The organism is Fluviicoccus keumensis, from assembly GCF_004217445.1.
In the GTDB taxonomy this organism is placed as follows: domain Bacteria; phylum Pseudomonadota; class Gammaproteobacteria; order Pseudomonadales; family Moraxellaceae; genus Fluviicoccus; species Fluviicoccus keumensis.
Map to the genome: position 1 here is coordinate 630,764 of NZ_SHKX01000010.1, position 15,191 is coordinate 645,954.

11 protein-coding genes are annotated in these 15,191 nt (G+C 62.4%); 5 read left to right on the forward strand and 6 right to left on the reverse strand.

The features are described from left to right. Positions 1-117 precede the first annotated feature (117 nt). On the reverse strand, positions 118-576 hold the full coding sequence (locus tag EV700_RS03930) for an EVE domain-containing protein (protein WP_130411035.1): 459 nt from the start codon (positions 574-576) through the stop codon (positions 118-120). 2 nt (positions 577-578) lie between these two features. On the opposite strand from EV700_RS03930, the gene hemW reads away from it, so the two are divergent. Continuing rightward, on the forward strand, positions 579-1,724 hold the full coding sequence (gene hemW / locus EV700_RS03935) for a radical SAM family heme chaperone HemW (RefSeq protein WP_130411036.1): 1,146 nt from the start codon (positions 579-581) through the stop codon (positions 1,722-1,724). A gap of 147 nt (positions 1,725-1,871) precedes the next feature. Continuing rightward, the gene (locus EV700_RS03940; protein WP_130411037.1) at positions 1,872-2,264 is read left to right on the forward strand and encodes a hypothetical protein; all 393 of its coding nucleotides are present in this window, start codon (positions 1,872-1,874) and stop codon (positions 2,262-2,264) included. A 75-nt stretch (positions 2,265-2,339) separates the two neighbouring features. Here the strand turns inward: EV700_RS03940 and EV700_RS03945 are convergent, their stop codons facing one another. The 3 genes from EV700_RS03945 to EV700_RS03955 all read right to left on the reverse strand — a co-directional run bounded on the left by EV700_RS03945 (position 2,340) and on the right by EV700_RS03955 (position 6,120). Then, positions 2,340-2,711: a hypothetical protein gene (locus EV700_RS03945; RefSeq protein ID WP_130411038.1), complete on the reverse strand. Its 372-nt coding sequence runs from the start codon at positions 2,709-2,711 to the stop codon at positions 2,340-2,342. Positions 2,712-2,879: 168 nt separating this feature from the next. Beyond that, entirely contained in the window at positions 2,880-4,697 is a 1,818-nt protein-coding gene (typA, locus tag EV700_RS03950) for a translational GTPase TypA (RefSeq protein ID WP_242610178.1), read from the reverse strand. Positions 4,698-4,833: 136 nt separating this feature from the next. Continuing rightward, positions 4,834-6,120 carry an OmpA family protein gene (locus EV700_RS03955; RefSeq protein ID WP_130411040.1) on the reverse strand — a complete coding sequence of 429 codons (1,287 nt, stop codon included), beginning with the start codon at positions 6,118-6,120 and terminating at the stop codon, positions 4,834-4,836. Between the two features lie 287 nt (positions 6,121-6,407). Here EV700_RS03955 and hslO point away from each other — a divergent pair, with 287 nt between their 5' ends. Beyond that, positions 6,408-7,262 carry an Hsp33 family molecular chaperone HslO gene (hslO, locus tag EV700_RS03960; protein ID WP_130411041.1) on the forward strand — a complete coding sequence of 285 codons (855 nt, stop codon included), beginning with the start codon at positions 6,408-6,410 and terminating at the stop codon, positions 7,260-7,262. Here the strand turns inward: hslO and EV700_RS03965 are convergent. Together EV700_RS03965 and ompR are read right to left on the reverse strand one after the other, a co-directional pair. After that, a complete protein-coding gene (locus EV700_RS03965) occupies positions 7,251-8,597 on the reverse strand; it encodes an ATP-binding protein (RefSeq protein WP_165391323.1) in 1,347 nt (448 codons plus the stop codon). The two genes, hslO and EV700_RS03965, sit on opposite strands and share 12 nt — an antisense overlap. Positions 8,598-8,601: 4 nt before the next feature. Further along, positions 8,602-9,348 (reverse strand): osmolarity response regulator transcription factor OmpR, encoded by a 747-nt coding sequence (gene ompR, locus EV700_RS03970; protein ID WP_130411043.1) that lies wholly within the window; start codon positions 9,346-9,348, stop codon positions 8,602-8,604. A 157-nt stretch (positions 9,349-9,505) separates the two neighbouring features. On the opposite strand from ompR, the gene EV700_RS03975 reads away from it, so the two are divergent. Together EV700_RS03975 and EV700_RS03980 are read left to right on the forward strand one after the other, a co-directional pair. Further along, the gene (locus EV700_RS03975; protein ID WP_130411044.1) at positions 9,506-11,830 is read left to right on the forward strand and encodes a Tex family protein; all 2,325 of its coding nucleotides are present in this window, start codon (positions 9,506-9,508) and stop codon (positions 11,828-11,830) included. 178 nt (positions 11,831-12,008) lie between these two features. Next, positions 12,009-15,083 carry a DUF6242 domain-containing protein gene (locus tag EV700_RS03980; RefSeq protein ID WP_130411045.1) on the forward strand — a complete coding sequence of 1,025 codons (3,075 nt, stop codon included), beginning with the start codon at positions 12,009-12,011 and terminating at the stop codon, positions 15,081-15,083. The last annotated feature ends 108 nt before the right edge of the window (positions 15,084-15,191 follow it).

Here is a 15,191-nt window from a genome sequence, read left to right on the forward strand (position 1 = left end):
AGTGGCCGGTGAACCTTAAAATAACCTTAAGGATGACATGTCTTTACAGAAGCCGCTTACGACGGCGACAGAGCGTTACCGCCGGGCAACGAAACGCGCCGCCCGGCGGAATCGCGATTACGCGCGTTGGCACAACGCCAGCATCACCTGCCACTGTTCCTCGCTGACCGGCATCAGCGACAGCCGGTTACCCTTGCGCACCAACGCCAGCTCGGCCAGTTCCGGCAGGGTTTTCAGGTCGGCCAGCGACAGCGTGCCGCTGAACTTCTCCACGAATTCGACATCGACGCCGGTCCAGCGCGGGTTGTCGGCGGGCGACTTGGGGTCGAAGTATTTGTGCTCCGGATCGAACTGCGTCGGGTCGGGATAGCCCTCCTTCGCAATGCGCATCAACCCGACAATGCCCGGCACCTCGCAATTGGAGTGATAAAAAAAGGCCAGATCGCCCTTTTGCATTTGCCGCAGGAAGTTGCGTGCCTGATAATTGCGCACCCCGTCCCACAGCGCCACCTTGCGATCGATCAGGTGGTCGATCCCGAACACCGACGGTTCCGATTTCATCAGCCAGTACGCCATTTATGCCTCTCCCGCTTCCGCCGCTCAGTCTGTATGTGCATGTGCCCTGGTGCGTGCGCAAATGCCCCTACTGCGACTTCAACTCGCACGCCAGCCCGGCGAGTTTACCCGAAGCCGAGTACGTTTCGGCACTGCTGCGCGATCTGGACGAAGACCTGTGTTGGGTGGCGGACCGGCCAATCCGCTCGATGTTTGTCGGCGGCGGCACGCCGTCGCTGTTTTCGCCGGAAGCCTATCAGACGTTGATGGCTGGGCTGAAGGCACGCCTGGCATTCGCCCCCGACGTCGAGATCACGCTGGAAGCCAACCCCGGCACGGTGGAACACGGCCGTTTCGAGGGCTACCGCGAGGCGGGCATCAACCGCATCTCGCTGGGCATCCAGAGTTTTGATCCGGAACAGTTGCGGAAGCTGGGCCGCATCCACGGCCGCGACGAAGCCCATCGCGCCATCCAGGCCGTGAAGGATGCCGGTTTCGACAACTTCAACCTTGACCTGATGCACGGCCTGCCCGGCCAGACCGTGGAAGGCGCGCTGGACGACCTGCGCCAGGCGCTGGCGTTCGCGCCGCCGCACCTGTCGTGGTACCAACTGACCATCGAACCGAACACCGCCTTCTACCGCCAGCCGCCGGTGCTGCCGGAAGACGACGCACTCTGGGCCATCCAGGAGGCAGGGCAGGCGCTGCTGGCGGCGCACGGGCTGGCGCAGTACGAAGTTTCCGCCTACAGCGCCGAGCGGCCGTCGCGCCACAACCTCAATTACTGGGAATTTGGCGACTATCTGGGCATCGGCGCGGGCGCGCACGGCAAGGTGACGACAGCGGACGGCATCCTGCGCTATCGCAAGACGCGGTTGCCCAAGGACTATCTGGCCGCTGCCCCGCAGGGGCTGGCGCGGGTGGGGCCGGATCGCGTGGCCGAGGATGAGCTGGCCTTTGAGTTCATGATGAACGCGCTGCGCCTGAAACATGGCGTCGACAGCCGCCTGTTCCACGAGCGCACCGGGCTGGCGCTGGAACGGGTGGAGCCTGTCATTTGCGACCTGCAGGCGCGCGGACTGCTGACCCGCGACGGGAACCGCTGGGCCTGCTCCGGCATCGGCTACAACCACCTGAACGCCGTGCTGGCGTCCTTCCTCAGCCGCTGATCCCCCACCACGGTAGGGTTGTCGCCCCATACAGCCAGTGCAAATATCCATCAAGACTCCAAAGCCGCCACGGTCGGTTTCGACCGGATGACGCCGCGGCGGCTGCCGGGTCTCACTGATGCTTTGCCTCACGTATGGAGAACCATCATGAAACGCTGGATTTTGGCGGCCCTGATCACCGGAGCCGCATCAAGTCAGGCCTTGGCCTGGGGTTTGGGTGATATCGGCGGCCAAATCTTGCGCAAGGGAGCCGAAACCACCGTCACGAATGCGGTGAACGGCGGCAACAAAGCTCCGGCCGCAACCGGCACACCGTCCGAGGCAGCTCCGGCTACCGCAGGCGGCGTCGTTACCGAGGTCGCCTCCGACGCTGCCTCGCAAGCCACCACCAACGCCCTGGCGAAAAGCGGCGTTCCCGGCGCCGGGGTGGCGGGAAATGTAGCGGGAGGACTGGTGAAGGGGTTGGGCGGCATGTTCAAGAAAAAACCGGCCGCTGAACCCGCCCCGGCTGGCGCGACCGATACCGCCGCACAACCCTGACCAAACGCTTCAGGATCGGTACATATGAAAAAGGGCTGCCATTGGCAGCCCTTTTTCATTGGGTTTTCGCAGCGCTTACAGCACGATCCGGCGCTGGGTCTGGGCGAATTCATCTTCATCATCCGCCTTGAACACGTCTTCCAGACGCTCCAGCAACTTGACGAACTCACGGCCGCGAACCGGTTTGGTCATCAGGAACGGCGACGGCGGGCTGGGCGGCATCTGGGCGGCATAACTGACCACCAGACTGCCGAACTTCGCGTTCTTCAGCGGCAGACGCTGCGCATACAAATCCAGGTCGACCACCACCACATCCGCTTCCGCTTCATTTTCGGTAAAACGCCACTGGTTATCGCCCCGATCCCCGAATGAAACCAGCAAGGACTTGACCAGAGCTTTCTGGTGCTCTTCGGCAATCATGGCGATGGCAAAATTATGGGTGGGCATGGACAGCATCCTTAACGTGGGTTTATACCGCACCTCTCCTCACCATCGGAATGGTTTTAGCGGCGGTCATAAATATTTCAACAATAGTGGTATACCCCACAAAACGCAAATCGCCCAGATTTCCGGGCGATTTGACGGGGTAAACGGTATCAAACGCCAGACAGGCGGTTAGCCACCGCGACCGGCGCGCTTGCGCTCGTTTTCGGTCAGGTACTTCTTGCGCACGCGGATCGACTTCGGCGTCACTTCAACCAGTTCGTCATCCTCGATGAACTCCAGCGCCTGTTCCAGCGTGAAGCGGATCGGCGGGGTCAGGATGATGTTTTCATCGGTGCCGGCGGCGCGGATGTTGGTCAGCTGCTTGGCCTTGGTGGGGTTCACCACCATGTCGTCGCCGCGCGAGTTGATACCGACGACCATGCCTTCATACACTTCCAGGCCGGGATAGGCAAACAGGCGGCCGCGTTCCTGCAAGGTGAACAAGGCGTAGCCCAATACCGTGCCCTGCACCATCGACACCAGCACGCCGTTCTGGCGCTTGGCGACCGCGCCCGGCTTGGCCGGGGCATAGTGCGAGAAGCTCGATGTCATGATGCCGGTGCCGGAGGTCATGGTCAGGAACTCGGAACGGAAGCCGATCAGACCGCGCGACGGCACGGTGGCCTCGATGCGGATACGGCCCTTGCCGTCGACGACCATGTCGGTCATCTCGCCCTTGCGCAGGCCCAGTTGCTCCATCACCGCGCCCTGATGCTGCTCTTCGACGTCGAACATGACGGTTTCGTACGGCTCGTTAATCACGCCGTCGATTTCCTTCATGATCACTTCCGGACGCGACACGCCCAGCTCGAAACCTTCGCGGCGCATGTTTTCGATCAGCACCGACAGGTGTAGTTCGCCACGGCCGGAGACCTTGAAGCGGTCGGCGCTGTCGGTGTTTTCGACACGCAGGGCGACGTTGTGGATCAGCTCGCGGTCCAGACGGTCGCGGATGACGCGGGAAGTCACGTACTTGCCTTCCTTTCCGGCGAACGGCGAGGTGTTGACCTGGAAGGTCATGGACACCGTCGGTTCGTCCACGCTCAGCGCCGGCAGCGCTTCGACATTCATCGGATCGCACAGGGTGTCGGAAATGTTCAGGCCTTCCATGCCGGTGACGCAAATGATGTCGCCGGCCTGGGCTTCGGGAACTTCCACGCGCTGCAGGCCGTGGTGACCCATGATTTGCAGGATGCGGCCGTTACGGCGCTTGCCGTCCTTGTCGACGATGACGACGTTGGTGTTGGTCTTGACCTTGCCGCGCTGGATGCGGCCGATGCCGATAACACCGACATAGCTGGAATAATCCAGCGAGGAAATCTGCATGCGGAACGGGCCTTCGGCATCCACTTCCGGCGGGTTGACGCGGTCGATGATCGACTGGAACAGCGGCGTCATGTCTTCGGCCATGGTGTCCAGCGACAGACCGGCAACGCCGTTCAGGGCCGAGGCGTAGACAATCGGGAAGTCCAGCTGCTCTTCGGTGGCGCCCAGCTTGTCGAACAGGTCGAAGACCTGGTCGATGACCCAGTCGGGACGGGCGCCCGGGCGGTCAACCTTGTTGATGACGACGATCGGCTTCAGGCCTTGGGCAAACGCCTTCATGGTCACGAAGCGGGTTTGCGGCATCGGGCCGTCCACGGCGTCCACCAGCAGCAGCACGGAGTCGACCATGCTCAGCACGCGCTCGACTTCACCGCCGAAGTCGGCGTGACCCGGGGTATCCACGATATTGATGCGGTAGTCGCGCCACTTGATGGCGGTATTCTTGGCCAGAATGGTGATCCCGCGTTCCTTTTCCAGTGCATTCGAGTCCATGACGCGTTCGATTTCACCCGCACGCTCGCCGAAAGTTCCGGATTGCTGCAGCAGCTTGTCCACCAGGGTCGTTTTACCGTGGTCAACGTGGGCGATGATGGCGATGTTGCGGAGATTCTGGATAGACATAACAGTCACGAAGCACTTGCGGAGAGGAAAGGGCGCGCAGTATAGCGCAAGACGCATGACGACGGGATGAATTGCTGACAAAAAGCGCAACGGCCACCCTTGGGTGGCCGTTGCAGGCTTCAGTCACCGCGAAGAATTACTTCTTCTTGGCAGCTTTCTTGCCTTTCTTCTTGCCTTTCACCGCGGCCTTCTTGGCAGCCGGCTTGGTCACCTTCTGGACTTCCGAGGTTTGCTTCTCGGCGGTCAGGACGGCGATCACGCGGCGGTTCTGCGCCTTGCCTTCAGCCGTCTTGTTGTCGGCCACAGGCTTGGAGGAACCGAAACCAATCGCGGTAACACGGGCCGGATCAACCTTGAAGTCATTGATCAGCTTCATGCGTACAGCGTCAGCGCGTTGTTGCGACAGTTGCTTGTTCTTCGCCGGGTTGCCTGAAGAATCGGTATGACCCTCGATGGTGATGAAGGCATTGCCGTTGGCCTTGGCCATATCGGCGATCTTGGCCACTTCCTTCTCGAAGGCGGGCTTGATCACGGCCTGGCCGGAATCGAAGACGATATTGATCTTCTCTTCAATCTTCTCGGTCTTGGCGATGGTCACGGTCTTGGTGCAGCCCTTGTCATCAACCACTTCGTTCGCCGGGGTAGCCGGGCACTTGTCGTTGACGTTGATCACGCCATCCTTGTCATCATCCATCGGGCAGCCATTGGCGCCGACCGGTTGACCCAGCGGAGTGTTCGGGCATTCATCAATGCTGTTCGGCACCTTGTCCTTGTCAGAGTCGAGCGGGCAACCGTCGGTACCGACTTCCCAGCCGGCCGGGGTATTGACGCAACGATCGTTGGCATCGACCACGCCGTCACCGTCGGTATCGGCGGGAATGTAGGCTTCCGGCTTCACCGGCGCGGGCTGCTCGGGGGCGTACGTGGGCTCGTTGATTTCACCGAACGCCAGTTGCAGACCCACCACAGCCAGGTAATTGGTCAGGCTCTTGTCAGAGTTGTGCACCGCGCGCAGCTCTCCGCGCAGGGAGAGTCTGTCGGTCAGGCTGTAGAAGGCGCCGGCGCCAAGATCCATGGTGGTATCTTGGGAAACATAAGGCGTGGAGCTGATTTTGCTACGCGAAAAACCGCCCAGAACGTACGGGGACAGCGTGGCGCCCTGAAAGCTCTCGGGCGAGAACAGCACATGGCCGCCGAGAAGCTTGGTATCGCCGCTTTTGCCATATTCGGCTTCCAGCGCCAGGGAGTCGGTGAACTTGACACCGGCAGCCAGACCGGCATAGACGCCATCATCAATCTTCGCGCCGGAGGGTTCGTCAGCAGTGTACATGCCAACCAGCGGGGTGACGGTTAAAGCAGCAGCATGGGCCATGGCCATGGGGGCTGCCAGAATGACAGCGAGAGCAGTCCGGTTCAGTTTCATCGAGGTCCTCCTGGGATTCGGATGTCATTTGCTGGCACCTATTCTAGATGCAGTTCACAAATGCGCCAAGCAAGATTGGCAAAAAACAACAAAAGCGGGAAATGGAGACGAGACGGTTCTTCCCTGTTATCGCAACCATAACGACAGCATCACGCCAAGGTCAAGCCATATGTCAGACAGTTACACCATAAACACCGAAATTTCGTAAAAACCCGTGAATGCTGCAACCTTGCCCGCCGACGGCAGGTAAAATGCGCTCATCAACTGAAATCCCGACCCCGAAAACCATGACCGATCTCCGACAACGTTTCTATTTCCAGGAAGGCGCCGTCCGCGGTGAAATCGTGCATCTGGAACAGTCCCTGACCGACGTATTCAGCCGCCACGACTATCCGGACGTGATCCGTCGCCTGCTGGCGCAACTGGCGGCGGCCAGCGTGCTGCTGACCGCGACACTGAAGATCGAAGGCCGGGTTTCGCTGCTGGCGCGCGGCAACGGGCGCCTGCGCATGATCATGGCGGAATGCACCCATAACCACGATATCCGCGCCCTGGCGCAACTTGATGAATCATCCGAGGCATGGCCCGATACGGCCTCGCTGAAGGAACTGCTGGGACAGGGCACGCTGGCCATTACCCTGGAACCCGAAGTCGGCGAGCGTTACCAAGGCATCGTGCCGCTGGAAAAAGCCAGCCTGGCGGAATGCCTGGAAGAGTACTTCGCCCGCTCGGAACAGATTCCGACACGGCTGTGGTTGCAGTCATCCGCCGGGAATGCCGCCGGCCTGTTGCTGCAGGTGATGCCGGGCGCCGGCGGCGATGACGATGATCTCTGGCCGCGCGCCACCGGCCTGGCCGACACCCTGCGGTCCGGCGAATTGCTGGAATTGTCCCCGGAAGAGGTGCTCTACCGGCTTTATCATGAAGAAGAAGTGACGTTGCCGCCGTCGGAAGAAGTCCGCTTTGCGTGCTCCTGCTCGCGGGAGCGGACGGCGGAAGGACTGGCCAGCATCGGCTTGGCCGAGGCGGAAGACATTCTGGCCGAACAGGGTGAAATCAGGCTGATCTGCCAGTTCTGCCAGACCGAATACCTGTTCACCCCGCAGGATGTGCGCGCCCTCTTCCGGCAATCACTGCACTGAACCGGCCGCCGCTTCCAGGCGGCCGCGCATCGGCAGGCGGACCGTGGCCTCCAAGCCTCCGTCGGGATGATTGCGCAACTCCAGCGCGCCGTGGTGCAGGGTGACAATCCGCGCCACGATCGCCAGACCCAGCCCCGACCCCTGCGAGGTCCTGGCGCTCTCGCCTCGCACGAACGGCTGGAGCAGATCCGGAATACGGCTTTCATCAATGCCCGCCCCATGGTCGCGCACCAGGATGCGCACCTCGTTGCGCCCTTCCACCGCCGACAACTCGACCGGCGGCTGCCCGTAACGCAGGGCGTTATTCACCAGATTGCCAACCAGACGCTTGATGGCGAGCCGTTTCAGCGGAATCTCCGGCAGTGGGGACGGATCAAAGACGATGGTTGTCTGGCTGGCGAATTGTGCGGCGACCTCGGACAGGATCTGGTTGACGTCGGCCGATTCGAAATGCTCCTCGGAGCCGTCGCGCATGAAGCTGATGAACTGGTCCAGGATGGCGTCCATGTCTTCGATATCCAGGATCATGCCTTCCGCCAGCTCCTTGTCGGACATGATTTCAGCCGTCAAGCGCAGCCGCGTCAGCGGTGTGCGCAAGTCATGGGAAATGCCGGCCAGCATAACCGTGCGATCCCTGGCGGCTTGCTGGATGTCCTGGCTCATCTGGTTGAAGGCGCCATTGACGGCGCGAATCTCGGACGGACCGCGGCCGGTTTCCAGCCGGGTATCATAACTGCCCTGCGCCACCTGTAATGCCGCATACTGCAACCGTTTCAGCGGACGGTTCAGCTGCTTGACCAGAATGACGATCGCCGTCATCGCCAGCAAGGGCACGCCAATGACCCAGGCGATGATGATGAAGGCATTGTACTGGCCGAAGAACAGCAACGGCTCGCGGACCCAGACATCCTTCATGGACGGGATGTAAACCCACAGCACCGGTTTTGGCTTGAACTCGAAATACACGTCAATCGGTTCGTTCAGCTCCACCGAAAGCTGCTGCGCAAGTTCCTGGGTAAAGACCTCGGCCAACGGCTTGTCCTTGATGAACGGAAAGTCCTCGGGATTGCGCACCACTTCGATGCCGGTGGATTTCATGATCCAGTCATGCATTTCCTGGGCTTGCGGGTTGCGCACCAGCTGCTGCTCGGCGTCGCGCAGCAGGGACAGGTTCACCGCCGCATAATGGGCATGCTGGCGCATTTCCGGCAGATAGAGGTTCCACCAGAAGAAGGCCAGCGACAGGTACTGGCTGACCACCAGCACCACACTGATGACCAGGGTCGTGCGCCATACCGAGCTTTTGGGCTTCAGGCGATGCCATAAGCGGCGCATGAAATCAGCCGGCCTTGCCATCCGGAACAAACACATAGCCGACACCCCAAACGGTCTGGATGTAGCGGGCCTTAGTCGGGTTTTCCTCGATCAGGCGGCGCAGGCGCGACACCTGCACGTCGATCGACCGCTCCATCGCCCCCCACTCGCGGCCGCGCGCCAGGTTCATCAGCTTGTCGCGGGTCAGCGGTTCGCGCGGGTGCTGCACCAGCGCCTTCAGCACAGCGAATTCGCCGGTGGTCAGCGACACAGCCTGGCCGTCCTTGCGGAATTCGCGGGTGGACAGGTCCAGCTCCCACGGGCCGAAGCGCACCACTTCCACCTGCTGTGACGGCGCGCCGGGCAGCTCGCGCACCTGGCGGCGCAGCACCGCCTTGATGCGGGCCAGCAGTTCCTGCGGGTTGAAGGGTTTGGGCAGGTAATCGTCCGCGCCCGCTTCCAGACCGCTGATGCGGTCGGAATCGGCGCCGCGCGCGGTCAGCATGATGATCGGCACCTGGTTGTTGCCGTTGCGCAGGCGGCGGCAGATGGCCAGACCGTCCTCGCCGGGCAGCATGAAGTCGAGCACCATCAGCGAGAACAGCTCGCGCGCCAGCAGGCGGTCCATTTGCGAGGCATCCGGCACCGCCTTGACCACGAATCCCTGTTCTTCAAGAAAACGCTGCAGCAGGGTGCGCAGGCGGATGTCGTCATCCACGACCAGAATCTTGTGCGCATCTTTGTGTTCGGCGGTTTCGGGGCTTTTTTCCATGGGATTCTCTCGGCCGTCGGGGGCGTCTTTTCAGCCTAAGCTACCACTTTTGCGGGAAAACCTGAACCGGCCCGGCGCGGCAGGTCCGCAATGACATAGAAAATCATGCCGGGATGGCTATAATGCCCGCCATTTCAGGCTCCGCCGGATCACAACCATGAATATGCTGACACAACAGATTGCCCGCGAACTGACCGTCCGCCCCGAACAGGTACAGGCGGCGGTCGACCTGCTGGACGGCGGCGCCACGGTGCCCTTCATCGCACGATACCGCAAGGAAGTGACGCAAGGGCTGGACGACACCCAGCTGCGCAACCTGCAGGAGCGCCTGCTCTACCTGCGCGAGCTGGAAGACCGCCGCGCCACCATCCTCGACAGCATCGGCGAGCAGGGCAAGCTGACCGACGACCTGAAAAAGAAAATCCAGGCCGCTGACACCAAGGCGGTGCTGGAAGACCTCTACCTGCCCTACAAGCCGAAACGCACCACCAAGGGCCAGCTGGCCATCGCCGCCGGCATCCAGCCGCTGGCCGACAGCCTGCTGGCCGACCCGACAAAATCGCCGGAAGAACTGGCCGCCGGCTTTGTCTGCGAAGGCTATGCCGACGCCAAGGCGGTGCTGGACGGCGCGAAATACATCCTGATGGAGCGTTTCGCCGAAGACCCCGACCTGCTGGGCAAAGTGCGGCCGTGGTTCCAGCAGGAATCGCACCTGTTCAGCAAGGTGGTGGAAGGCAAGGAAGCAGAAGGGGCGAAGTTCCGCGACTATTTTGAGAGCCACGAGAACATCCTCGACCTGCCCTCGCACCGGGCGCTGGCCATGTTCCGCGGCCGTAATGAAGGCATTCTATCCATCGGCGCAAACCTGCCGGACATCGAGCCGGGGACCTCACATCCCGGTGAAGGCATGGTGGCCGGACACAACGGCATCAGCGATCAGGGCCGTCCCGCCGACAAGTGGCTGCAGGAAGTAGTGCGCTGGACCTGGCGCATCAAGCTGCAGCCGCACCTGGAAAGCAATGTGCTGACCGAGTTGAAGCAGAAGGCGGACGAGGAAGCGATTCGTGTCTTCGGCCAGAACCTGAAGAGCCTGCTGATGGCCGCCCCCGCCGGGCTGCGCGCCACCATGGGCCTGGACCCCGGCCTGCGTACCGGCGTCAAGGTGGCGGTGGTCGACCACACCGGCAAGCTGGTGGCGCATACCGCCATCTTCCCGCACGAACCGCGCCGCGACTGGGACAGTTCGCTGGCGACGCTGGCCAAGCTGTGCGCCGCGCATAATGTCGAGCTGATCGCCATCGGCAACGGCACCGCCTCCCGCGAGACCGACAAGCTGGCCGGGGAGCTGATCAAGAAGCACCCCGAGCTGAACATGACCAAGATCGTGGTCAGCGAAGCCGGGGCATCGGTCTATTCCGCCTCGGCGCTGGCGGCGGAAGAATTCCCCGACCTGGATGTGTCCTATCGCGGCGCGGTGTCGATCGCCCGCCGTTTGCAGGACCCGTTGGCCGAACTGGTGAAGATCGAGCCGAAGGCGATCGGCGTCGGCCAGTACCAGCATGATGTCAACCAGGCGCAGTTGGTGCGGGCGCTGGAAGGCGTGGTCGAAGATTGCGTCAACGCCGTGGGTGTTGACGCCAATACCGCTTCGGTGGCGCTGCTGACGCACATCGCCGGCCTGAACAAGACCATCGCCCAGAATCTGGTCAATTTCCGCAATGAACACGGCGCGTTCCGCAGCCGCGACGACCTGAAGAAGGTGCCGCGGCTGGGAGCCAAGACTTTCGAGCAGGCAGCGGGCTTCCTGCGCGTGCCGAACGGCGACAACCCGCTGGATGCTTCCGGCGTGCACCCGGAAGCCTATCCGGTGGTGGAGAAAATCCTGCGCGCCAAGGCCCTGAGCCTGAAGGAACTGATGGGCAACGGCGAAAAACTGCGCGGCGTCAAACCCGCCGAATTCACCGATGAACGCTTCGGCCTGCCGACGGTGCAGGACATCCTCGCCGAGCTGGAAAAGCCTGGCCGCGACCCGCGCCCGGCCTTTGTCGCGCCGCAGTTCCTGGACGGCGTTACCGAGATCAAGGACCTGAAGGAAGGCATGGTGCTGGAAGGCGTCGTCACCAACGTCACCAACTTCGGCGCCTTTGTCGACATCGGCGTGCATCAGGACGGCCTGGTGCACATCTCGATGCTGGCCGACACCTTCGTCAAGGACCCGCACGCCGTGGTCAAGGCCGGGGACATCGTCAAGGTCAAGGTGCTGGAGGTGGATGTGGCGCGCAAGCGCATCGCCCTCTCCCGCCGCCTGAACGAGAAACCCGCCCCGGCGGGCGCGGGCGGTAAGCCGGAAACACGCGGCCCGGGTCAGGGACGCGGCGGCTCCGGTGGCGGCAAGACCCCGGCCGCGAAGATCCAGGGCTCGGCCCCGGTGAAGGGCGGCACGCTGGGCGACTTGTTGCTGAAGGCCGGGATGAAAAAGTAAACCCCTTTCCGGCTTGCTCCCCATAAAAGCCCCTGATGACATGCGCCATCAGGGGCTTTCTTTTGCCGTAAAGACCATAATTTTTTTGTGCCTACCCCACCACGGGAGGGTTATTTTGACCGCCGGGCGCATGCTAGCGTGACGTCTTACTCTCACGGACTGGCGGCGGGCATCCATCATGAAAAAACTTTGTCTGACCACCCTGGCAGCGTCTGTACTGGCGGCCTGTGGCGGCGGTGGAAATGGCGGCGGCGCAGGGACGGCAACAACGTCACTGACGCTCAGCGGCACGGCGGCGGTCGGTGCGCCGATTGTTGGCGGCAGCATCAACACCAAATGCGCCGCCGGGCCCGCCGTATTACCGGTCACGACCGGTACGGATGGATCCTGGACCATGACGGCGACCGGACAAACCCTGCCCTGCGCCGTACAGGCCAGTGGCGGAACGATCAACGGCGTCGCCAATCCCAACGCCTATGAATCCATCGCCACCAGTGCGGGAACCGTCAACGTGACGCCCGTGACCGATCTGGTGATGGCCAACCTGACCGCGACCGACTTCAACGGCCTGAACGGAACCGCGCTATCGGCGATTGCCGCCGCCAACGTCACTACCGCCATCAATAATGTGCGGGCCGCACTGGGGCTGACCACGCTGAATGCGATCAATCCGCTGACCGGCGCGTTCACGCCCACCAGCGGCAACCTGATGGACGATACGCTGTCAGCGCTGAAAACCGCCATGACCGATGCCGGAGTCACCCAGGCCGATCTCGTTGCCGCCGCGCATACCGCCCTCGGATCGGCCTTTACCGCGCCGTCCGGCCTCGCGGCCGCGTGGACGCAAGCCTACACGGCGACGACCAGCGGCACCTCGGGGTTCACCCTCAGTTCCGCCAATGGCTTTGGCGGCGTCATCGGTATCGGCAACGAGTTGTACATCCTGGGCGCCAACCTGGGCGTCACCGGCGATCCGGTCACCGTCACGTTTGCCGGGGGCGCCACCGCGAATACCACGCAGACGACCGCCAATACCATTACTGTCGTCATCCCCATCGGTGCGCAAAGCGGCAAGATCACCGTCAAGAATACCCGCACCAATGCCTCGGCGACCTCCGATTTCGACATTGTGCTGCCGGTGCTGGCTTCCAGGTGCATTTCATACAGCAATACGGAAACCCCGTTGCCGGTCACAGGCGCGGCAGCAACCAGCTTCTCTGACTGCACCAAGCAGGCACCCGACGGGCAAAAAGTTGTCTGGCTGAACAACAGCTATGTGGCGGTTGGCGGCGGCGTCACCAAGAGTTCCAGCGACGGCTACCTCTGGACCGATACCGGAACGGTAGTGGACCGGATCGCCTTCAATGGCGTGCGCTGGGTCGGCATCAAGACCAATACCTCGACCATCCGGCTGATTTCATCCACTGACACCACGCCCACCGCCTGGAACACCACGAATTTCACCCTGTCGAACCCGGGCGAATTGACCGATATTCATGTCGCCAACGGTCGCTTCTTTGTCAGCACCAACAACGGCAATTTCCTGACCTCGACCGACGGCCTGAGCTGGACCGAAACCGCACGTGGACTGTGCGGGGGCGCGTCCTCCAGTCCGTTGTATGCGGGTAACGCCGCCAACATTCTCTGGACCGGCTTGAAATACCAGTTCCGGATGCAGGGCACCAGTTTTGCCCCGGTCAGCATGTGTACCTCAACAGACGGCATCACCTGGGCCACGGAAGCTGCCGGCGTACCGCCGTCGGATGTCTACGCCTGGAACGGCACGAAATACGTGGCCAGCACGGCTACCGGCATCCAGACATCCGTCGACCGGAACACCTGGATCAAATCCCCCATCGCCGCCCCGGTCCTGTCGCAAATCCTCTGGACGGGCACCCAGTTCATCGGGCTGGAAAACGTGACCGCCGGAGCCAGCAACACGAAAATCCACACCTCCACGGACGGCTTGCACTGGGTGGAGAAGACGCTGCCCCTGCCCAACGGCATCCAGTTGGTGAATGCCTCCCTGGCCTATTCGCCGACCTTGAAGCGCACGGTGGTGACGGGACAGTTCGCCATCTCCGGCATGTACGTCACCCCCGCATCGAAAGCGCTGTTCGTGCTGCATGACGAGCCGTCCGCAGCCGTCGTCGCAACCCTGCCCGCCCCGGATGGCGTCTCGGCCCTCGCTTCCGGCAACAGCATTACCGTGTCCTGGAACGCCGTCAGCGGCGCCGCCGGTTACGACGTCTATCGCGCCACCACCCCGGGATTGTCCGTGAATGCGATGACCAAAATCGCCTCGGGCGGAACCGCCACCAGCCTGACCGACAGCGGCCTGACCGGCTCCACAACCTATTATTACAAAGTGCTGGCCGTGGTGGATGCGGCAACCGTGACGACGGCGTCCGCCGAAGTCAGCGCCGCCACGCCGATGACCTGGACCAATCATATCGGGCTGGTCTCCAGCGTCCATTTCCTGGGCGTCACCTGGACGGGCGATCGGTTTGTCGCGATTGGCGGCGGCGGCAGGATTTATACCTCACCGACCGGCGCGGTGTGGACGTTCCGTTCCTCAGGCACCACCACGGCGCTGAACGGGGTTGCCGGAACAAGCTCCCTGATTGTCGCTGTTGACAGCGCCGGCGGTATCCGCACGTCAGCGGATGGCGCAGCCTGGACGCTGCAAAGCTCCGGCACCGCCAACTACCTGTCATCGGCGGCCTCGTCCGGCTCGCTGTTTGTGGTGGTGGGCGACAAGGGCCTGATCCTGACCTCCCCGGACGGTGTGACCTGGACCCCGCGAACCTCGGGAACCACCAGTTACCTGGCCGGGGTGGCCTGGGCAGGCAACCAGTTTGTCGCCACCGGCGCCGGCGGCACGATCCTGACTTCCCCCAATGGCGTGGACTGGACGGCTCGGACCTCCGGAACCACGGTGCAACTGAGCAGCGTGGCCCGCTCCAGCGATTTGTACGTCGCGGTGGGCGGCAGCGGCACCGTGCTGACCTCACCGGACGGCGTCAGCTGGACGGCGCGAACCTCGGGCACCACCAGCACCCTGAATAGTGTGTCCTGGTCCGGCTCGCAGTTTGTGGCGGTGGGGATCGGCGCAACCCTGATCACCTCCGGCAAGGGAGTCACCTGGTCCGCCGGCGCACCCGGCTCCACGCAGGACCTGAACGGCGTCACTTGGTCCGGAAACCAGTTCCTGGTGGTCGGACGCAACAACACCATCGTGACTTCACCCTAAACCGTATGACGCCCCACCCCACCCCGGAGAACCCGCGCAAGCGGGTTCTCCGGTTTTCACCCTTTCATCGCCGGGGCCTGACCTGCTAGTCTCCAAGCTGTTTCCCAT

What these genes read in the sequence shown, in the direction of transcription:
- EV700_RS03930 (WP_130411035.1), bottom strand. Translation starts at nt 576, where the DNA reads ATGGCGTACTGGCTGATGAAATCGGAACCGTCGGTGTTCGGGATCGAC.
- hemW (WP_130411036.1), top strand. Translation starts at nt 579, where the DNA reads ATGCCTCTCCCGCTTCCGCCGCTCAGTCTGTATGTGCATGTGCCCTGG.
- EV700_RS03940 (WP_130411037.1), top strand. Translation starts at nt 1,872, where the DNA reads ATGAAACGCTGGATTTTGGCGGCCCTGATCACCGGAGCCGCATCAAGT.
- EV700_RS03945 (WP_130411038.1), bottom strand. Translation starts at nt 2,711, where the DNA reads ATGCCCACCCATAATTTTGCCATCGCCATGATTGCCGAAGAGCACCAG.
- typA (WP_242610178.1), bottom strand. Translation starts at nt 4,697, where the DNA reads ATGTCTATCCAGAATCTCCGCAACATCGCCATCATCGCCCACGTTGAC.
- EV700_RS03955 (WP_130411040.1), bottom strand. Translation starts at nt 6,120, where the DNA reads ATGAAACTGAACCGGACTGCTCTCGCTGTCATTCTGGCAGCCCCCATG.
- hslO (WP_130411041.1), top strand. Translation starts at nt 6,408, where the DNA reads ATGACCGATCTCCGACAACGTTTCTATTTCCAGGAAGGCGCCGTCCGC.
- EV700_RS03965 (WP_165391323.1), bottom strand. Translation starts at nt 8,597, where the DNA reads ATGCGCCGCTTATGGCATCGCCTGAAGCCCAAAAGCTCGGTATGGCGC.
- ompR (WP_130411043.1), bottom strand. Translation starts at nt 9,348, where the DNA reads ATGGAAAAAAGCCCCGAAACCGCCGAACACAAAGATGCGCACAAGATT.
- EV700_RS03975 (WP_130411044.1), top strand. Translation starts at nt 9,506, where the DNA reads ATGAATATGCTGACACAACAGATTGCCCGCGAACTGACCGTCCGCCCC.
- EV700_RS03980 (WP_130411045.1), top strand. Translation starts at nt 12,009, where the DNA reads ATGAAAAAACTTTGTCTGACCACCCTGGCAGCGTCTGTACTGGCGGCC.